The sequence below is a fragment of the Pseudomonas sp. TYF_14 genome (assembly GCF_043105275.1).
GTDB lineage: Bacteria > Pseudomonadota > Gammaproteobacteria > Pseudomonadales > Pseudomonadaceae > Aquipseudomonas > Aquipseudomonas alloputida.
Map to the genome: position 1 here is coordinate 1 of NZ_JBICLK010000045.1, position 17588 is coordinate 17588.

20 protein-coding genes and 1 pseudogene are annotated in these 17588 nt (G+C 62.3%); 12 read left to right on the forward strand and 9 right to left on the reverse strand.

The window, feature by feature from the left end; all coding sequences use genetic code 11:
• Positions 1-255: 255 nt before the first annotated feature.
• Entirely contained in the window at positions 256-1143 is an 888-nt protein-coding gene (gene rhtA, locus ACF8O8_RS12880; RefSeq protein ID WP_392509793.1) for a threonine/homoserine exporter RhtA, read from the forward strand.
• A gap of 192 nt (positions 1144-1335) precedes the next feature.
• On the forward strand, positions 1336-1617 hold the full coding sequence (locus ACF8O8_RS12885) for a hypothetical protein (RefSeq protein WP_014591706.1): 282 nt from the start codon (positions 1336-1338) through the stop codon (positions 1615-1617).
• Positions 1618-1656: 39 nt separating this feature from the next.
• Here the strand turns inward: ACF8O8_RS12885 and ACF8O8_RS12890 are convergent, their stop codons facing one another.
• Entirely contained in the window at positions 1657-3465 is a 1809-nt protein-coding gene (locus tag ACF8O8_RS12890; protein ID WP_392509794.1) for an aminopeptidase P family protein, read from the reverse strand.
• 220 nt (positions 3466-3685) lie between these two features.
• On the opposite strand from ACF8O8_RS12890, the gene ACF8O8_RS12895 reads away from it, so the two are divergent.
• Complete coding sequence (locus ACF8O8_RS12895; protein ID WP_392509795.1) at positions 3686-4804, forward strand: DUF3182 family protein; 1119 nt, start codon at positions 3686-3688, stop codon at positions 4802-4804.
• Positions 4788-5558, forward strand: a complete 771-nt coding sequence (locus ACF8O8_RS12900; RefSeq protein ID WP_020191576.1) for a S9 family peptidase — start codon at positions 4788-4790, stop codon at positions 5556-5558. The genes ACF8O8_RS12895 and ACF8O8_RS12900 overlap by 17 nt, the downstream gene beginning before the upstream one ends.
• On the opposite strand, the gene ACF8O8_RS12905 is transcribed toward ACF8O8_RS12900, so the two are convergent.
• Both ACF8O8_RS12905 and ACF8O8_RS12910 read right to left on the reverse strand, forming a co-directional pair.
• Positions 5537-5917: an antibiotic biosynthesis monooxygenase gene (locus ACF8O8_RS12905; protein ID WP_392509796.1), complete on the reverse strand. Its 381-nt coding sequence runs from the start codon at positions 5915-5917 to the stop codon at positions 5537-5539. The two genes, ACF8O8_RS12900 and ACF8O8_RS12905, sit on opposite strands and share 22 nt — an antisense overlap.
• Before the next feature lie 81 nt (positions 5918-5998).
• The gene (locus ACF8O8_RS12910; RefSeq protein ID WP_392509797.1) at positions 5999-6991 is read right to left on the reverse strand and encodes a GlxA family transcriptional regulator; all 993 of its coding nucleotides are present in this window, start codon (positions 6989-6991) and stop codon (positions 5999-6001) included.
• Positions 6992-7073: 82 nt separating this feature from the next.
• On the opposite strand from ACF8O8_RS12910, the gene ACF8O8_RS12915 reads away from it, so the two are divergent.
• Positions 7074-7622 (forward strand): cysteine hydrolase family protein, encoded by a 549-nt coding sequence (locus ACF8O8_RS12915; protein ID WP_010953209.1) that lies wholly within the window; start codon positions 7074-7076, stop codon positions 7620-7622.
• A 48-nt stretch (positions 7623-7670) separates the two neighbouring features.
• Here ACF8O8_RS12915 and ACF8O8_RS12920 read toward each other — a convergent pair whose 3' ends face one another.
• Positions 7671-8234: a helix-turn-helix domain-containing protein gene (locus tag ACF8O8_RS12920; RefSeq protein ID WP_014591713.1), complete on the reverse strand. Its 564-nt coding sequence runs from the start codon at positions 8232-8234 to the stop codon at positions 7671-7673.
• Positions 8235-8318: 84 nt separating this feature from the next.
• On the opposite strand from ACF8O8_RS12920, the gene ACF8O8_RS12925 reads away from it, so the two are divergent.
• The 7 genes from ACF8O8_RS12925 to ACF8O8_RS12955 all read left to right on the forward strand — a co-directional run bounded on the left by ACF8O8_RS12925 (position 8319) and on the right by ACF8O8_RS12955 (position 15477).
• The gene (locus ACF8O8_RS12925; protein ID WP_392509798.1) at positions 8319-9269 is read left to right on the forward strand and encodes a DMT family transporter; all 951 of its coding nucleotides are present in this window, start codon (positions 8319-8321) and stop codon (positions 9267-9269) included.
• 150 nt (positions 9270-9419) lie between these two features.
• A complete protein-coding gene (locus ACF8O8_RS12930) occupies positions 9420-12335 on the forward strand; it encodes a monovalent cation/H+ antiporter subunit A (RefSeq protein WP_012053099.1) in 2916 nt (971 codons plus the stop codon).
• A complete protein-coding gene (locus tag ACF8O8_RS12935) occupies positions 12335-12679 on the forward strand; it encodes a Na+/H+ antiporter subunit C (protein ID WP_003250128.1) in 345 nt (114 codons plus the stop codon). The genes ACF8O8_RS12930 and ACF8O8_RS12935 overlap by 1 nt, the downstream gene beginning before the upstream one ends.
• A complete protein-coding gene (locus tag ACF8O8_RS12940; RefSeq protein WP_392509799.1) occupies positions 12676-14355 on the forward strand; it encodes a monovalent cation/H+ antiporter subunit D in 1680 nt (559 codons plus the stop codon). Before ACF8O8_RS12935 ends, ACF8O8_RS12940 begins: the two co-directional genes overlap by 4 nt.
• A complete protein-coding gene (locus ACF8O8_RS12945) occupies positions 14352-14840 on the forward strand; it encodes a Na+/H+ antiporter subunit E (RefSeq protein ID WP_010953204.1) in 489 nt (162 codons plus the stop codon). The genes ACF8O8_RS12940 and ACF8O8_RS12945 overlap by 4 nt, the downstream gene beginning before the upstream one ends.
• Positions 14837-15115 carry a K+/H+ antiporter subunit F gene (locus tag ACF8O8_RS12950; RefSeq protein WP_003250109.1) on the forward strand — a complete coding sequence of 93 codons (279 nt, stop codon included), beginning with the start codon at positions 14837-14839 and terminating at the stop codon, positions 15113-15115. The genes ACF8O8_RS12945 and ACF8O8_RS12950 overlap by 4 nt, the downstream gene beginning before the upstream one ends.
• Positions 15112-15477 (forward strand): Na+/H+ antiporter subunit G, encoded by a 366-nt coding sequence (locus ACF8O8_RS12955; protein WP_003250107.1) that lies wholly within the window; start codon positions 15112-15114, stop codon positions 15475-15477. The genes ACF8O8_RS12950 and ACF8O8_RS12955 overlap by 4 nt, the downstream gene beginning before the upstream one ends.
• A gap of 12 nt (positions 15478-15489) precedes the next feature.
• Here ACF8O8_RS12955 and ACF8O8_RS12960 read toward each other — a convergent pair whose 3' ends face one another.
• The 5 genes and pseudogenes from ACF8O8_RS12960 to ACF8O8_RS12980 all read right to left on the reverse strand — a co-directional run.
• Complete coding sequence (locus tag ACF8O8_RS12960) at positions 15490-15702, reverse strand: hypothetical protein (protein WP_010953202.1); 213 nt, start codon at positions 15700-15702, stop codon at positions 15490-15492.
• The gene (locus tag ACF8O8_RS12965; RefSeq protein WP_014591718.1) at positions 15699-16169 is read right to left on the reverse strand and encodes a hypothetical protein; all 471 of its coding nucleotides are present in this window, start codon (positions 16167-16169) and stop codon (positions 15699-15701) included. The genes ACF8O8_RS12960 and ACF8O8_RS12965 overlap by 4 nt, the downstream gene beginning before the upstream one ends.
• Before the next feature lie 345 nt (positions 16170-16514).
• Complete coding sequence (locus ACF8O8_RS12970; RefSeq protein WP_012271507.1) at positions 16515-16709, reverse strand: hypothetical protein; 195 nt, start codon at positions 16707-16709, stop codon at positions 16515-16517.
• A gap of 178 nt (positions 16710-16887) precedes the next feature.
• Positions 16888-17292, reverse strand: coding sequence for a TraR/DksA family transcriptional regulator (locus ACF8O8_RS12975; RefSeq protein WP_003250099.1), 405 nt, complete (start codon positions 17290-17292; stop codon positions 16888-16890).
• 35 nt (positions 17293-17327) lie between these two features.
• Positions 17328-17588 (reverse strand): annotated as a pseudogene (locus ACF8O8_RS12980) (hypothetical protein); the annotation flags it as partial.

Genomic DNA, 17588 nt, shown 5'->3' on the forward strand with positions numbered 1-17588 from the left:
CTGTCAAGCGTTTATTTTGAAGTTTTTTGCGAGAAACTCGTTTAGCTTCAAACACTTGACTCAACACAGTGGCTAGCTTTGCTTCGCTACCGCGTTGGAGTGGTGCGCATTATAGGGAGGCCATCGAGAAGGTCAACCTTTAATTTCAATGATTTGAAATATTGCTGGTAAAGCCGCTTGAGGGCTACCACCTCCCCCACCAATTGCGCACTATATTGCTCACCATCTCCCCCGCCCAAGGATTGCCGCACTTAAATGAACACCCAACCCCGCAGCCTGGCCGCCACCCTCTTCCCGATCGGCCTACTGCTTATCGCCATGGCATCGATTCAGTCCGGCGCCTCCCTGGCCAAAAGCATGTTCCCGATCGTCGGCGCACAAGGCACCACCACCCTGCGCCTGATCTTCGCCAGCATCATCATGCTGCTTATATTGCGCCCGTGGCGGGTACGCATGACCGCCAACACGTTGCGCAATGTGGTCATCTACGGCATGGCACTGGGCGGCATGAACTTCCTCTTCTATATGGCCCTGCAAACGGTACCAATCGGTATCGCCGTCGCCCTGGAATTCACCGGCCCGTTGGCCGTGGCGATCTTCTCCTCGCGCCGAGCGATCGATTTCCTGTGGATTGCCCTGGCCATCGCAGGCCTGCTGCTGTTGCTGCCGGCAGGTCACAGCGGCCAGGCACTCGACCCCGCGGGCGCCGCCTATGCGCTGGGGGCGGGTGTGTGCTGGGCGCTGTACATCCTGTTCGGGCAACGTGCAGGGGCCGAGCACGGCATCCAGAGCGCGGCCCTGGGGGTGGTGGTCGCGGCCCTGTTCGTCGCCCCCATCGGTATCGCCCACGCCGGTAGCGCTCTGCTCACACCTGCCGTGATCCCCATGGCGTTTGCCGTTGCAATACTGTCCACCGCCCTGCCATACAGCCTGGAAATGGTTGCCCTCACGCGGATTCCGGCGCGCACGTTCGGCACCCTGATGAGCATCGAACCGGCATTTGGCGCATTGTCCGGCCTGCTTTTCCTCGGCGAGGTGCTGACGCTCACTCAATGGCTGGCGATTCTGGCAATCATTACCGCCTCGGTCGGCACCACCCTGTCCATGCGCAAGGCGCCCAGCCCGGCCATCGCAGCAGACTGATATGAGAAATATTTTCATTTGAGAAAGGATTAATGATTGTAGCAGCCTGTCTCGCTGATTAAGCTGTCACAGAATCATCATCTTTACGCTATCTACTGGGCCGAACACGGACGCTGGGGGAAGGTTCAGGAAGAACCGAAGCGACAACGACAGGGTCGTGACAACTGATTTGCCCTGCATTTAAGGACAGGAATGAAACGAATTTTTCTCATCCTGGCCATCTTGGCCATTGCTGGATGTGCCGCCACAGCCAAGACCGAGGTCAAAAGGGGCAAGAAGGGCCTGCATATCAATTGCTCCGGTCTTTCTTCCTCATGGGACAATTGCTACAGCAAGGCCGCAAGCGCCTGCAGCACGCGCGGCTACCGGGTCATTGCGCGCTCGGGCGATAGCGATGAAGAGGCCGGTGACTATTTGTTCGGCATCAACCCGGCGGGTTACACCAGCCGGAGCATGATCATCATCTGTAAATAGAGAAAAGGGCAGTTCGCAAACTGCCCTTTTTCCGCTGCGTTACAGCGGTGCAGTACGCATCTCCAGCCAGGTTAGCGCATCCCCTTGGAGCAAGGGCGCCAGGCGCTCATGTACGCAGGCGTGGTAGCCGTTCAGCCACTCCACCTCCTCCTTGGTCAGCAACTCGGGCAACAGACAGCGGGTGTCGATAGGGCACAGCGTCAAGGTTTCGAACTGCAGGAAGTCACCAAAGGCACTCTTCCCCGCTTCTCGGTTGACCACCAGGTTCTCGATGCGAACGCCCCACAGCCCCGGGCGGTACGTACCCGGCTCGATCGAGCTGATCATGCCCACTTGCATCGCCGTCTGCGGTGCAGGTGCCGCCTGGTAGGCGATCACTTGAGGCCCCTCATGCACGTTCATGAAGTAGCCCACGCCGTGGCCGGTACCATGGCCATAGTCGACCTGGTCAGCCCAGATCGGCGCCCGGGCAATGGCGTCGAGCAACGGCGACAGTACCCCTCGCGGGAACGTGGCACGCGACAAGGCAATCATGCCCTTGAGTACACGGGTGCAGTCCTGCTTCTGAGCCTGGCTGGGGTTACCGACCGGCACCATGCGGGTGATGTCGGTAGTGCCGCCCAGGTATTGACCGCCCGAGTCGATCAGCAGCAAGCCATTACCCTCGATGAGCGCATGCGACTGCTCGGTGGCCCGGTAGTGTGGCATCGCGCCATTGCCATTGAAGGCGGCAATGGTAGAAAAGCTCAGTGACACGAAATTCGGCCGTCGAGCACGCGCGGCACTCAATTGCTCGTCAACCGTCAGCTCGGTGATGACCTCCCGGCCGAGGTTCGCCTCGAACCAGGCGAAAAACTCGCACAAGGCTGCGCCGTCCTGCTCCATGACCTGGCGAATATGCACCAGGTCGTCGTCACCCTTGCAGGACTTGCTCAGCGTGGTGGGGTTTAGCCCCTCGACAAGAACCACCTCTGCCGCCAGGTTGTCCAGCAGGCCGCAGGTGACCCGGGTCGGGTCCACCAGCAGCCGCGCCCCCGCAGGAACGGTGCCTAGCGCCTTGCCTGCTTCGCTGTAGTCGCGCACCTCGATGCCGTCGACCTCCAGCACATGACGCAGGTGCTCGTCCACCTTGTCCTGGCCCACGAACAGGATGGCCTGCTGCTGATTGATCAGGGCAAAGGCCAGGAAAACCGGATTGTAGGAGACATCGCTGCCGCGCAGGTTGAACAGCCAGGCAATGTCATCCAGGGTAGCGATGAAGTGCCAGTCGGCCCCCTTGGCCTGGATGCCCTGGCGCAGTTGCGCGAGCTTTTCCGCCCGGCTCACCGTGGCGTGGGGCGGCAGGTGCTGGTACACCGGGTTACCGGGCAGCGCCGGGCGCCCGTCCCAGATCTGACCCAGCAGGTCCATGTCTGTCACCAGCTGCGCTCCACGCGCCTTCAGCCGCTCAGCCAGCTGGCGCGCCGAAGCCAGGGCCATGACCGCACCATCCACTGCCACGCGACCGTTGGGCTCGACATTTTCGCCCAACCATTCCAACGCCCCGGGTTTGCCCGGCAACAGTTTCATCAGTTCGATGCCGCTGCCCTTCAGCTCCTGAGCTGCCTGCTCCCAGTAGCGGCTGTCGACCCACAGCCCGGCAAAGCCGGGGGTGACCACCAGCGTACCGACCGAACCATGGAACCCCGAAAGCCACTGGCGCCCCTGCCAGTAACCGGGCAGGTATTCGGAAAGGTGGGGGTCGGCCGAGGGGACCAGCAAGGCATCGATGCCCCCTGCCGCCATGGCTTGGCGCACGTGCACCAGTCGCTGCGGCACGCTTTGCTCAAGGGTGGTCTGGACGTTCATGCGCTCTCCTGCGGCTTCATAACGGTTGATCCAATAGACCGATAATGGAACAGCCGCCAGGGCGCTGCAATCGTGACGACCAAGATACGGCATGCCTTGCCCACGACGCCCTGTGCCAATAGGACACTTCCTACAACAGGACCAGGACCACCGATCAAGTTTCCCTGAACTTCCCCAGGACACCGGCTTCACACACAGTACATTCATTGCACACAGGCAAATGACCATGCCCAGTGGCATCGAACCGAAAGCCGGCGTGGTGTTGCTTGACACCCGCGACCACACGCCCGAACACGAGCACGGCGTTCATCTCAAGCTTGCCGAAGGCCTGGCACGTTTGCTGGGCTGCCCATTTATACAGCCCATGCGGCCGCCAGATGCAGCCGATGCCTACTATTATCTGCCAACCGAGACCCTGATCGACCCCAGACGATATGCCGGCTTGGGTATTTGCAGCGAACAGGACCTGTTTGGCGGCATGGTGCCGTACCCCTACATGGCGACCAAGGCGATCTCTCACCCGTTACCCGCCGGGGCCAGCTTCCCGCCAGGCTGGACCGACGACTTCGCCCGACAGGCCAGCGATGCCCTGCTGCGCGGCTACACGGTGTTCAGCAAAGCCGACGCTCGCACTGCCGCACAGTTGCTGCTGCTCGACGGCCCGCTGAGGGTCAAACCGGTACTGGCTTGTGCGGGACGCGGGCAACAGGTCATCACCACTGCAGATGCCCTGGAGCCTCTGCTGGCCGATATGGATGACCACACGTTGGCGCAGTGGGGCCTGGTGCTCGAAGAAGACCTGAGCGAGGTGCAAACCTTCAGCGTCGGCCAGGTGCGCTTCGCCGGCTTGACCTGCAGCTACCACGGCACCCAGCAACTGACACGTGACCATCAGGGTACCGAGGTCTACGGCGGTTCTGAACTGGTGGTGGTACGTGGCGACTATCAGGCGTTGCTACAGCTCCCACTGGACGACCACCTGCGCCTTGCCATCAACCAGGCCATGGTTTACGAACAAGCCGCCGAGCAGCACTTCCCGGGATTTGTCGCCTCACGTCGCAACTATGACATCGCCCGCGGCATCAGCCCTTCGGGCCATCTGTGCAGCGGGGTGCTCGAACAATCCTGGCGCCTGGGTGGTGCCAGCAGTGCCGAACTGTTGGCCCTGCAGGCCTTTGCCGATGACCCCGCATTGCAACGGGTGCGGGCTTCCACCCACGAAGTATTCGGCAACCCCGACCTGCCCGCTGATGCCATCCTCTTTTACCAAGGAAACGACAGTGAACTCGGACAACTCAGCAAATTTGCGCGGATTCGCGACCATGGCCATTCAGAGTGAAACCGTTGAACTGCAGGTCGAGAATGACCGCATCGCCGGCACCTTGGTCAGCCCGGGCACCAAAATGCCGGGCATTCTCTTCGTCCACGGCTGGGGCGGCAGCCAGCAACGTGACCTGGCCCGCGCCCGGCATATCACCGGACTGGGATGCGTGTGCATGACCTTCGACCTGCGCGGTCACGAAAAAACTGAAAGCCAGCGCCTCACGGTCACCCGTGAACAAAACCTGCAGGACTTGCTGGTGGCTTACGATCGACTGGTCAGCCACCCGGCGGTCGACAACAGCGCCATCGCCATTATCGGCAGCAGCTATGGCGGTTACCTGGCGACTCTGCTGACCCGCGAACGGCCGGTCAGGTGGCTGGCCCTGCGGGTACCTGCCATGTACTGGGATGACGAATGGGGCAGCCCGAAGCAAACCCTTGACCGTCAACGCCTGAATGCCTATCGCCAGCGCCCCCTGGGCCCGGCCGACAACCGCGCGCTGGCCGCGTGCGCCGAATTCGGCGGGGATGTATTGCTGGTGGAGTCCGAGCAGGATGACTACGTGCCGCACAGTACCTTGATGAACTACCGCTCGGCGTTCGTCAACGCCCACTCGCTCACCCATCGCATCGTCGACGGCGCCGACCACGCGCTGTCCAGCGAACAGAGCCAGAAAGCGTATAGCTCGCTCCTGGCGGCATGGATCAGCGAAATGGTCATCGGTGCCCGCCTGGATCGCTACCCGCACTACGCACCTTGGTATGCCTGAGGACCGCCCATCTGGCAATGCAGCACGCCATCGTCCCCGCGCACCAGGCTGCGCAGGGCCTGGTAGGCGGCGAAGTTGACACCGCGTGCCTGATGCTGGCCCAGCAGGTCAAGAAACGATTCCTCGACGAACTGCACGGCCGCCGCAGCCCAGGCCTGGCGTGACTGCCATTGCAGGTACTGCAACACCCGGCAGCCATCGTCGCTGGCCTGGATGCTCACACCCTGCAGCCCTTCGCAACGAGCAGCCAATGCTTCACTACGCTCCACCAGGGCCTGAGCCAATGCTTGCTGGTACATACTGGGTACTTCGTATTCGATCATCTGGGTGAACCACAAGGCATGAGGTGTTGCCAACATCGACAGTCTCCTGGCTACGTACGCATGCAGCGCGATGCCGAGCAGGGTAAGACCTCAAGTAAAGTCAAGGTCAAGTGATTTCTACAGACCCTGGCCGGATACCGCAAACCGCCGCCGATAGTCACTCGGAGTAAGGCCGATGACACGCTGGAACACCTTGCGAAACGCGCCCGGATCCTGGTAACCGACACCCCACGCGATCTGTTCGACGGTGCGCCGGGTAAACTCCAGCAAGCGGCACGCCCGCCCCACCCTCACCTGCTGGCAATACTCGGTCGGGCGCAGCCCGGTAGCGGCACGAAAGCGCCGCAAGAAAGTGCGCGCCTCCAGCCCCGCGCAGGCCGCCATCGTGGCCAGGTCGGCATCCTGCCCGCCATTGCCCTGCAACCAGTGCTGCACCTTCAACACGGCCTCGTCGCCGTGGTCCAGGCGCGGGTTGAACACAGCGCCGGGCAGCGGCGCCGCGACCGGATCGACGGCCAGATAGCGAGCGGTCTCCTGAGCCACAGTCGCCCCCAAAAAGCGCTCCAGCAAGCGCAAGCCGAGGTCCGTCCAGGCCATCAACCCTGCCGAGGTCACGATGTCGCCGTCATCCAGCAACGGCTGCTGGGCCTCAACCCGCACCCTGGGGAAGCGCTGGGCAAGCGCCTGCACATAGTTCCAGTGCGTGCAGGCCGGGCGCCCGTCGAGCAAACCGCTGGCGGCAATGAAAAATACACCGATGCATACCGACGCCAGCACCGTACCACGCCCGTGCAGCAGGCAAAGCGGCGCGCGGTGGCGTTCGAGCAATTCGGTTTGTGGGGCCGACTCCAGGCTTGGCGGAATGATCAGGACGCGCAGGCCCGGTACGGTGACAGCAGAGTTATCCGACGCAGGCAACAACTGCCCCGTCTCATCTGCCTGCCAGCAACTGACGCGAATGTGCGGCAGCTCGACGGCCCCCAGTTCGGCCGCCACCCGGTTGGCCACCAGGAACAGGTCGGCCAGGCCATGCACAGCGGCGCGCTGCACGCCGGGGTAAAACAGCAAGCCGATATCCAGGTTAGCGCCGGTGTCAGTTTTTGCCCGCATAGTGTCGTTCGCGCCAATCCTCAGGTGGGTGAACACAGCCTATAACTAACGTCTCTCGACGACTACTGCCACAGGAGGCAGCATGAGCAAGCAGGCACTGATCATCATCGACATCCAGAACGACTACTTCCCCGGCGGCAAGTGGCCCCTCGATGGCGTCGACCAGGCGGCCGACAACGCCGCCCGCCTGCTGGCAGCCGCACGCCAGCGCGGCGACCTGGTGGTTCATGTGCGGCATGAGTTCGACACTGCCGATGCACCCTTCTTTGCCCCCGGTTCGCAGGGTGCGGCCATCCACGCCAAGGTCGAGCCATTGCCGGGCGAGCCGGTGGTGCTCAAGCACAAGGTCAACGCCTTCCTCGGTACCGATCTTGAGCACACGCTGGACCGGCATGGCGTCGAGGCGCTGACCATCGTCGGCAGCATGAGCCACATGTGCATTGACGCCGCCACCCGGGCTGCAGCCGATCTGGGCTATCAAGTGACTGTGGCGCACGATGCCTGCGCGACCCTGCCACTGGCGTTCGACGGCAAGCAGGTGCCGGCGGCTCATGTGCATGATTCGGCGATGGCGGCGTTGGCGTTTGCCTATGCCAATGTGGTGAAGACCGACGAGCTGCTGAAAAGCTGATCGGCTTGAGACCTTTGGGGCTGCACAGCAGCCCCAAAGCCTGCAGGCTCAAATCGCCACATTGCGCACAAACCGAACAGCCACCACGCCATCGTTACGGTAGGCATACCGGCAGTTACTGGGGAACACATGGAACTGCCCCACCTGCAAGCGATGCTCGACCTCTTCGATGATCAGCGTCAGCTGCCCATCGACCACGTAGATCTGCTCGCTCCAGCCTTCGGCATCGGCCTCACTGCAATAGCACTCCCCCGGTGCCAGGGTCCATTCCCAAAGTTCCACCTCGCGCCTTGCCGGGCTGGTGCCCAGCAACACCGCTCGGCTCTGCGGGTGTTCGCCAGCCCACGCCAGCTCTTCAATGCGCCCGGGGTCGCGCAGGTCTGGCGCCTGGATCAGGGTGCTGAAAGCCACGCCCAAGGCTTCGGCAATCAGGTCCAATGTGGTCAGGCTGACATTCTTCTCGCCCGCCTCGATCGCGACCAGCATGCGCCGGCTGACCCCTGAACGCTCGGCCAGCGCCGCCTGACTCAAGCCGGCGGCGTTGCGCAGACTGCGCACATTGAGGCTGACATGTTGCAGCACCGATGCCCGGTGCGAAGAATCCTTGTGCACTATATTGCTCACTGGTCAAGATTGCGCAGTATACTGCCCACTTTTGCGGCGATTGTGCGCCGCCCTTTCCGAGTGTGCAAGACCATGAATCAGCCCAGCAGCAAGCCTACCCCTGCCGTCACCTTCCGCCTGAGCAAGGCCGAACTGGTGCTGGTATTCATCACCATATTGTGGGGCGGCACTTTCCTGTTGGTGCATAACGTGATGACCGTCAGCGGCCCGATGTTCTTCGTCGGCCTGCGTTTTGCGGCAGCCGCGCTGTTCGTTGGTGTGGTCTCGGCGCGAGCGCTGCCCGGCCTGACCTTCACCGAACTGAAGGCCGGCATGCTGATCGGCGTGTCGATCATGCTCGGCTATGGCCTGCAGACCATGGGCCTGCAAACCATCAGCAGCAGCCAGTCAGCGTTCATCACTGCGCTGTACGTCCCGTTCGTGCCGCTGCTGCAGTGGCTGGTGCTGGGGCGGCGGCCTGGCCTGATGCCCAGCATGGGTATCTGCCTGGCATTCATCGGCCTGATGCTGCTGGCCGGGCCGGAAGGCGGCAGCCTGCGTTTCAGCGAGGGCGAACTGGTCACCCTGATCAGCGCCGTGGCCATCGCCGGTGAAATCATTCTGATCAGCCGCTACGCCGGTCAGGTCGATGTGCGCCGGGTTACGGTGGTGCAACTTGCGACCGCATCGCTGCTGGCGTTTCTCATGATCGTCCCGACCCAGGAGCGCCTCCCCGACTTCTCCTGGCTGTTGCTTGCCAGCGCAGTGGGCCTGGGCGCAATGAGTGCGGTGATCCAAGTGGCAATGAACTGGGCACAGAAGTCGGTCTCGCCTACCCGCGCCACACTCATCTATGCTGGTGAACCGGTGTGGGCCGGCATCGTCGGGCGTCTGGCTGGCGAGCGCCTGCCTGGCGTGGCGCTGCTCGGCGGCCTGCTGATCGTGGTTGCCGTGGTGGTCAGTGAACTCAAGGTGCGGCGCCCTCGCGAAACCGTCGAAACACGCGATGTGCAGAACCCTGGCGAAAGCCAGGCGGGGCTGTAAAACAGTCAACAGCGGCTATTCTTTGTAAAAAACTGTTATAAAAAAACCGCTTGTCACAGCCGGTTTGTAGGATTCTGCGACAGCTTGCGTGTTGGTGATAAACACCTCGGCACGTATGATTCTTTGCAAACTTCTCCAGAATAGGCCGCTATGTCCTTGATAGTGCTATTGCTTCTGCCGTTCGTGGGCAGTTGCCTGGCAGCCGTGCTGCCGCACAACGCACGTAACGCCGAGTCCATTCTTGCCGGGCTCGTAGCCCTGGTCGGCACCGTCCAGGTAGCACTTCTGTACCCTCAGATTGCCCATGGTGGCGTCATTCGCGAAGAGTTCCTGTGGCTACCCAGCCTGGGGCTGAACCTGGTGTTGCGCATGGACGGCTTTGCCTGGCTGTTCTCGTTGCTGGTACTGGGCATTGGCACGCTGGTATCGCTGTATGCGCGCTACTACATGTCACCGCAAGACCCGGTCCCACGCTTCTTCGCGTTCTTTCTGGCCTTCATGGGCGCGATGCTCGGCCTGGTCATCTCCGGCAACCTGATCCAACTGGTGTTCTTCTGGGAACTGACCAGCCTGTTCTCCTTCCTGCTGATCGGCTACTGGCACCACCGCGCCGACGCCCGTCGCGGCGCCTACATGGCGCTGATGGTAACCGGTGCAGGCGGCTTGTGCCTGTTGGTAGGGGCCCTGCTGCTCGGCCATGTGGTCGGCAGCTATGACCTGGACAAGGTCCTGGCTGCCGGGCATACCATCCGCCAGCATGCGCTTTACCCGGTGCTGCTGCCCCTGATACTCATCGGCGCCCTGACCAAGAGCGCACAGTTTCCCTTCCAGTTCTGGCTGCCCCACGCCATGGCAGCGCCCACACCGGTGTCGGCCTATTTGCACTCGGCCACCATGGTCAAGGCCGGGGTGTTCCTGCTGGCACGCCTGTGGCCGGTACTCTCCGGTAGCGAGGAATGGTTCTGGATCGTCGGCGGTGCCGGCGCCCTCACCCTGCTGCTCGGCGCTTTCGCCGCCATGTTCCAGAATGACCTCAAGGGCCTGCTGGCCTATTCGACCATCAGCCACCTGGGCCTGATTACCCTGCTGCTGGGTCTTAACAGCCCGCTGGCTGCCGTCGCCGCGGTATTCCACATTCTCAACCATGCCACCTTCAAGGCCTCGCTGTTCATGGCCGCCGGCATCATCGACCACGAGAGCGGCACCCGTGACATTCGCCGCCTCAGCGGCCTGATCCGCCTGGTGCCCTACACCGCGACCCTGGCCATGGTCGCCAGCGCCTCGATGGCCGGCGTGCCGCTGATGAACGGCTTCCTGTCGAAGGAAATGTTCTTTGCCGAAACGGTATTCATCAGTTCCACCGCCTGGGTCGAGGCCACGCTGCCGGTGATCGCCACCCTGGCCGGCACCTTCAGCGTGGCGTACGCCCTGCGTTTTACCGTCGATGTGTTCTTCGGGCCGACGGCCCAGGACCTGCCCCATACCCCGCACGAGCCGCCACGCTGGATGCGTGCTCCGGTGGAACTGCTGGTGCTCACGTGCCTGGTCGTGGGCATCTTCCCCACCCAGTCGGTCGGCCCCCTGCTGGCCGCTGCGGCCCTGCCGGTGGTTGGCGGCACCCTGCCGGAATACAGCCTGGCCATCTGGCATGGCTGGAACGCGCCGATGATCATGAGCCTGGTCGCCATGAGCGGCGGCATCGTTCTGTACCTGTTGCTGCGCAAACAACTGCGCCTGGGTCGCTTCCCCTACCCGCCCGTGATCGAGCGCTTCAATGGCAAGCGGTTGTTCGAGCACGGCCAGGTTCACCTGATGTTGCTGGCGCGTCGCATCGAACGCCTGTTCACCACCCGGCGGCTGCAGTCGCAGCTGTTCATGCTGGTATTCGCCGCGTTCCTCGCGGGCCTCACGCCGATGCTCCATAGCGGCCTGAGCTGGGGTGATCGCCCGAAGATTCCGGGTTCCGGGGTATTCGTCGCCCTGTGGCTGATCGCCATTGCCTGCGCCATCGGCGCCGCCTACCAGGCCAAGTACCACCGCCTGGCGGCACTGATCATGGTCAGCGTCTGCGGCCTGATGACCTGCATCACCTTCGTCTGGTTCTCTGCGCCCGACCTGGCACTGACCCAGTTGGTGGTGGAAGTGGTCACCACCGTGCTGATCCTGCTCGGCCTGCGCTGGCTGCCACGGCGTATCGAAGGCGTGTCACCGCTGCCGGGTAGCCTGGAGCGCGCGCGCATGCGCCGCCTGCGCGACTTGCTGCTGGCCGTGCTGGTAGGTGGCGGCATGGCCGTGCTGTCGTACGCCATGCTGACCCGGCCCACGCCCAACGACATTTCCTCGTTCTATTTGAGCCGTGCGTTGCCTCAGGGCGGCGGCACCAATGTGGTCAATGTCATGCTGGTCGACTTCCGCGGCTTTGATACGCTCGGTGAAATCACCGTGTTGGTGGCTGTGGCGCTGACCGTGTTCGCCCTGCTACGGCGCTTCCGCCCTCCGAAAGAGAGCATGCAGTTGCCGGCGCAACAACGCCAGTTGGCGCCAGACGTGGTCACCGACCTGATCAACCCGCGGCATGCCACTGATACCGCGCTGGGCTTCATGATGGTGCCTGCAGCGTTGGTGCGCCTGCTGCTGCCGATCGCCTTGCTGGTGTCGATGTACCTGTTCATGCGCGGGCACAACCAGCCCGGTGGCGGGTTTGTCGCTGGCTTGGTCATGTCGGTGGCGTTCATCCTCCAGTACATGGTGGCCGGCACCCAGTGGGTCGAGGCGCAGATGAGCCTGCGGCCGCTGCGCTGGATGGGTACCGGGCTGCTGTGTGCGACCCTGACCGGGGTCGGCGCCATGCTGCTGGGTTACCCGTTCCTCACCACCCATACCGCCCACTTGCACCTGCCGTTGCTGGGTGATGTGCACGTGGCCAGCGCGCTGTTCTTCGACATCGGCGTATACACCGTCGTGGTCGGCTCGACGTTGCTGATCCTCACAGCCCTGGCGCACCAGTCGGTGCGCGCCTATCGCCCGGGCAACCCGGCAAAAACCAGCCAAGCAGGAGCCGCCTGATGGAAGAAGTGATTGCAGTCGCCATCGGCGTGCTGGCTGCCTCCGGGGTGTGGCTGATCCTGCGCCCGCGTACCTACCAGGTGATCATGGGCCTGTGTCTGCTTTCTTACGGGGTCAACCTGTTCATCTTCAGCATGGGCAGCCTGTTCATCGGCAAGGAGCCAATCATCAAGGATGGCGTTACCCAGGATCTGCTGCACTACACCGACCCGCTGCCACAGGCACTGGTGCTCACCGCCATCGTCATCAGTTTCGCCATGACCGCGCTGTTCCTGGTGGTGCTGCTGGCCTCGCGCGGCTTGACCGGTACCGACCACGTGGATGGCCGGGAGCGTGACGAATGAGTGAGCTGAGTCAACTGATTGTCGCCCCCATCCTGCTGCCGCTGATTACGGCCGCGATAATGTTGCTGCTGGGTGAAAAGCACAGGCACATCAAGGCCAGGCTGAACCTGCTGTCTACCTTCTCCGGCCTGGCAATCGCGGCCTGTCTGCTGCTGTGGGTGCGCACCCAGGGCCAGGCAGCGTCGATCGGCGTGTACCTGCCGGGCAACTGGCCGGCGCCATTCGGCATCGTGCTGGTGGTGGACCACCTGTCCGCGCTCTTGCTGACCCTGACCGGGGTCATCGGTTTCAGCGCGCTGCTATTTGCCCGTGCCCGCTGGGACGGTGCAGGGGCCAGCTTCCATGCACTGTTCCAGATTCAGCTGATGGGGCTGTACGGCGCCTTCCTCACCGCCGACCTGTTCAACCTGTTCGTCTTCTTCGAAGTGCTGCTGGCCGCCTCCTATGGCCTGCTGCTGCATGGTTCGGGGCGTGCGCGGGTGCGCGCCGGCCTGCACTACATCGCTATCAACCTGTTCGCCTCGTCGCTGTTCCTGATCGGCGCAGCGATGCTGTATGGCGTGACCGGCACCCTGAACATGGCCGACCTGGCGCTGAAGGTTCCACTGGTACCGGAGGCCGACCGTGGCCTGCTGCATGCCGGCGCGGCAATCCTGGCCGTGGCCTTCCTGGTCAAGGCCGGTATCTGGCCGCTGAACTTCTGGCTGGTGCCAGCTTACGCGTCAGCCAGCGCGCCGGTGGCTGCACTGTTCGCCATCATGACCAAAGTCGGCCTGTACGCCGTGCTGCGCCTGTGGACGCTGCTGTTCTCCGGGCAGGCCGGGGCCTCGGCGCATTTCGGCGGCGAATGGCTGGTTTACGGCGGCCTGGTCACCCTGGCGGTGGCAGCGGTATCGATCCTGGCAGCTCAGCGCCTGGAGCGTATGGCGGCACTCAGTATCCTGGTTTCGGCCGGCACGCTGCTGGGTGCGGTGGGTTTTGCCCAGGCGGCCCTGACTGGCGCTGCGCTGTTCTACCTGGTCAACTCGACCCTTGCGCTGTGCGCACTGTTCCTGCTCGCCGAACTGGTCGAACGCTCACGCTCGGCCAATGAAGCGCCGCTGGACGAAGAAGAAGACGCCATGCCGCCGCCACTGGAATCGCTGCACCCGCCCAAGGGCATCAACCTCGACGATGAACAGCAGGTGGTAATCGGCCAGATCATCCCGTGGACCATGGCCTTCCTCGGCCTCAGTTTCATCGCCTGTGCACTACTGATCATCGGCATGCCGCCGCTGTCGGGCTTTGTCGGCAAGCTCAACCTGATCAGTGCGCTGTTCAATCCACTGGGCCTCGGCGTACCGGCCGAGCAGCCCCTGAGTGCCGCCGGCTGGGGCCTGGTGGCGTTACTGATCCTGTCCGGCATGGCCTCGCTGATCGCCTTCGGCCGCGTCGGCATCCAGCGTTTCTGGAAGCCCGAAGAGCGCCCGTCACCGGTGCTGCGGCGCTATGAATGCCTGCCCATCGTCATCCTGCTCGGCCTGTGCCTTATCCTCAGCCTCAAGGCCGAGCCGTTGCTGCGCTACACCCAGGACACTGCCGCCAGCCTGCAGGCCCCCGATGCCTATATCAAAGCCGTGATGGCCGCCCAGCCGATTCCTGGCCCCACCTCGCGCGACGTACAGGTGCAGCCATGAACCGACTGTTCCCCGCTCCACTGTTATCGGTCTCGCTGTTTGGCCTGTGGCTGCTGCTGAACCTCTCGGTCAGCCCCGGCAACCTGCTGCTGGGCGCCGCACTTGGCATACTGGCGCCACTGTTGATGGCGCCCCTGCGCCCGCAGCATGCACACGTACGGCGCCCCCTCGCCATCGCCCGCCTCATCTGCCGGGTCGGCATCGATGTGATCACCTCCAACCTGCTGGTGGCCCGTGGTGTGCTGCGGGCCGACAAGCAGCCGCCACGCTCTGCGTTCGTTCACATACCATTGGCATTGCGTGACCCCCACGGCCTGGCAGCGCTGTCGATGATCACCACCGTGGTGCCTGGCACAGTCTGGTCCGAACTGGCACTGGACCGCAGTGTGCTGTTGCTGCATGTGTTTGAGCTGGACGATGAAGCGGCCTTCATACAGCACTTCAAGGACACTTACGAACGCCCGCTTATGGAGATTTTCCAATGACAGGCCTGCTCGCCAATGCCGTCCTCGCCAGCCTGTTCATCTTCGCCCTGGCCATGGGCCTGGCGCTGATCCGGCTGTTCCGTGGCCCGTCCGCCCAAGACCGCGTGCTGGCCCTGGACTACCTGTACATCCTGGCCATGCTCACCATGCTGGTGCTGGGCATCCGTTATGCCAGTGACACCTACTTCGAAGGGGCCCTGCTGATTGCACTGTTTGGTTTCGTCGGCTCGTTTGCCTTGGCCAAGTTTCTGCTGCGCGGTGAGGTGATCGAATGACTGAAGCCCTGGTACTGCCGTTCTGGCTGGAGCTGGTCACCGCCGCGCTATTGCTCACCGGCAGCCTGTTCGCCCTGGTCGGTGCTATAGGCCTGGTACGCTTGAAAGACTACTTCCAGCGCATGCACCCGCCAGCGCTAGCCTCGACCCTTGGTGCCTGGTGCGTGGCACTGGCCTCGATCATCTACTTTTCGTGGCTCAAGGGCACCCCTGTGCTGCACGCTTGGCTGATTCCGATCCTGCTGTCGATCACCGTGCCGATAACCACGCTGTTGCTGGCGCGGGCGGCGCTATTTCGCAAGCGCATGTCGAAAGAGCCGGTGCCTGAAGAGGTCAGCAGCGGCCGAGACCGTGGCAATTGAAGGTTTGCCGTCTCAACCTTGGCTGAGGCGCTGCAACTCGCGCCGGACCATGGCGGCATACGGTGGCGGGCTGAGGCGATAGAGCTCAGCCGCCACCCAAGTCAGCCAGGCGCCTTGCAGCTTCTCACGCCCGGCCAGCAAACGCTCTGCCTCAGCTACGGCATCTGCCTGGTGCTGCCGATGAAACTCGGCCCGCGAGGCTGGTGAGTCGTGACTGTCGGTCATTCACTGGCCTTGAAGGTGGTCAGTTCACCCTTGCGCCATTTGGCGACTTTGCCAGTCACTGCTTTAAGCAACTTGCCCAGGCCTTCCTGCACTTGCTGCTGCGCGGCGAATACCAGCATCACGCCATGGCCTTCACGAAATACGATGCCCTCGCCTTCCGGCACAGAAACGAAGGCGTAATCACCTACGCCATACACATTCAACTTGATGTCGCGAAAGCGCATTTCCAGCTTGCCACCTTCGCGGCTGGGCAATACGGCAGCACGAAAGTGGTCGCCGACTTTCAGTTCAAGGCGCTGCTTGTCATCGACTACCAGTGCACTCTCGGTGTCGATTTCGGCCATGTACAGGCCTTCGGGACTCTGTTCGGTGACATAGATGAAGCGGCCCTGAAACAGTTGGGCCAATTTACCGCGCAAGTCGCCCAGGGCGAACAACGCATGTGTATCAAGTGTGCTGACTGCCAATGAAGTAATCCTCAACCGGTTACAACCCGCCCTCACCCAAGCTCGGGGAGGCACGGCCATTTCTTATCGATAGGCAAAAAGAGTAATAAAGCGATATGCGAAATGTCTGTGCTCGCTGACGATGCAGCGCGCAGGAATCTTTACTCTGGTTTGCCAGAATCGCCTTCAACCGAAGGCGTTTGGCTCATTCCCGGCTTGGGAAGCGTGATGCCTGAAATCACTCGCCAGAAAACGCAACCAATGGCGTGAGCCTGCTAGAAGACAAGCCCTGGCATCCATGTGCGCATTACTGTAGGACAAATATGCCCGAAAACACCGAAACCCGTCGAGAGGCAATAAACATTTTCAGGCAGCCAGTCCTTTCTTCAGCTGCTGCTGCCAGGCAGCCTGGCACTCAAGCGCTTCTTCGCGCGTGGCGAAGGCGGTGCCGCGACGCTCGCCATTGACCAGCACTACCCAGCAAATACGCTTGCCCAGCGCCTGCAAGGTGGCCGGCACACCCGACCCTATCATCACAGCCACATCGACTCGGCTATTCATCATCCCCTCCGGAATTTAATTAGCACCCTAACGATAAAGCCATGATACGCCTGACAGTGGTGCGGAAACAGCGCATTGCGGTACAGCAGTGTTTCGTAAGGCGCAACAAAAACGATCTCGTCGAGAAACGCAAAAAGCCCCAGGGATAGCTCCGAGGGGCTTGGCACCACGCGCGGTTTTATACCTGGCGCTGGTGGCGGTCGAGCTGCTCGTGGCGCTCCTGAGCTTCGATGCAGTACTTGGTGGTCGGGCTGATCAGCAAACGCTTCAGGCCGATGGGCTCACCACTGTCATCGCACCAGCCGAAGCTTTCGTCGGCAATACGGTCCAGGGCCATTTCAAGCTGTGGCAGCAGGCGCTGGTCGCGGTCGATGGCATTTACCAGCCAGCTACGTTCTTCTTCGACCGAAGCCACGTCGGCAGGGTCTGACGGAGTGTCCAGGCCTTCGATGGTGGTGCGGCTGAGTTCGATGCGTTCATGGGTTTCGACTTTCATCGCCTGCAGCAGCTCAGTAAAGAAGGCAAGCTGGTCGGCGTTCATGTAGTCATCGGCCGACATGGCCAGCAACTGTTCCTTGGTCATCGATTTCTCTATGAAAAAATGTGCATTTGGGCGATTCATGTGCCGTCGATGCCTATGCATCGCCAGCGGAATTCTTCAAGCGCCAACCGGCACTCTTTTACAGGGGGCGGCAGTCTAAGGCGCCACGCCGCGTGGAGCAACTGCAAATGGGTGCGAATTTGCTTCCACTGCTCACAATCCGCCGGTCGGCACCCCAGCTCAGCTGCTGTGCCAGTAGTAAACTGAGATTCTGTGCCCATCCACCTGCTGTTGCCGTTGCCGTTGCCGTTGCCGTTGCCGTTGCCGTTGCCGTTGAT

Excerpts from the sequence above, each read along its gene's own strand:
- rhtA (WP_392509793.1), top strand. The coding sequence starts at position 256 with ATGAACACCCAACCCCGCAGCCTGGCCGCCACCCTCTTCCCGATCGGC.
- ACF8O8_RS12885 (WP_014591706.1), top strand. The coding sequence starts at position 1,336 with ATGAAACGAATTTTTCTCATCCTGGCCATCTTGGCCATTGCTGGATGT.
- ACF8O8_RS12890 (WP_392509794.1), bottom strand. The coding sequence starts at position 3,465 with ATGAACGTCCAGACCACCCTTGAGCAAAGCGTGCCGCAGCGACTGGTG.
- ACF8O8_RS12895 (WP_392509795.1), top strand. The coding sequence starts at position 3,686 with ATGACCATGCCCAGTGGCATCGAACCGAAAGCCGGCGTGGTGTTGCTT.
- ACF8O8_RS12900 (WP_020191576.1), top strand. The coding sequence starts at position 4,788 with ATGGCCATTCAGAGTGAAACCGTTGAACTGCAGGTCGAGAATGACCGC.
- ACF8O8_RS12905 (WP_392509796.1), bottom strand. The coding sequence starts at position 5,917 with ATGTTGGCAACACCTCATGCCTTGTGGTTCACCCAGATGATCGAATAC.
- ACF8O8_RS12910 (WP_392509797.1), bottom strand. The coding sequence starts at position 6,991 with ATGCGGGCAAAAACTGACACCGGCGCTAACCTGGATATCGGCTTGCTG.
- ACF8O8_RS12915 (WP_010953209.1), top strand. The coding sequence starts at position 7,074 with ATGAGCAAGCAGGCACTGATCATCATCGACATCCAGAACGACTACTTC.
- ACF8O8_RS12925 (WP_392509798.1), top strand. The coding sequence starts at position 8,319 with ATGAATCAGCCCAGCAGCAAGCCTACCCCTGCCGTCACCTTCCGCCTG.
- ACF8O8_RS12930 (WP_012053099.1), top strand. The coding sequence starts at position 9,420 with ATGTCCTTGATAGTGCTATTGCTTCTGCCGTTCGTGGGCAGTTGCCTG.
- ACF8O8_RS12935 (WP_003250128.1), top strand. The coding sequence starts at position 12,335 with ATGGAAGAAGTGATTGCAGTCGCCATCGGCGTGCTGGCTGCCTCCGGG.
- ACF8O8_RS12940 (WP_392509799.1), top strand. The coding sequence starts at position 12,676 with ATGAGTGAGCTGAGTCAACTGATTGTCGCCCCCATCCTGCTGCCGCTG.
- ACF8O8_RS12945 (WP_010953204.1), top strand. The coding sequence starts at position 14,352 with ATGAACCGACTGTTCCCCGCTCCACTGTTATCGGTCTCGCTGTTTGGC.
- ACF8O8_RS12950 (WP_003250109.1), top strand. The coding sequence starts at position 14,837 with ATGACAGGCCTGCTCGCCAATGCCGTCCTCGCCAGCCTGTTCATCTTC.
- ACF8O8_RS12955 (WP_003250107.1), top strand. The coding sequence starts at position 15,112 with ATGACTGAAGCCCTGGTACTGCCGTTCTGGCTGGAGCTGGTCACCGCC.
- ACF8O8_RS12960 (WP_010953202.1), bottom strand. The coding sequence starts at position 15,702 with ATGACCGACAGTCACGACTCACCAGCCTCGCGGGCCGAGTTTCATCGG.
- ACF8O8_RS12970 (WP_012271507.1), bottom strand. The coding sequence starts at position 16,709 with ATGAATAGCCGAGTCGATGTGGCTGTGATGATAGGGTCGGGTGTGCCG.
- ACF8O8_RS12975 (WP_003250099.1), bottom strand. The coding sequence starts at position 17,292 with ATGACCAAGGAACAGTTGCTGGCCATGTCGGCCGATGACTACATGAAC.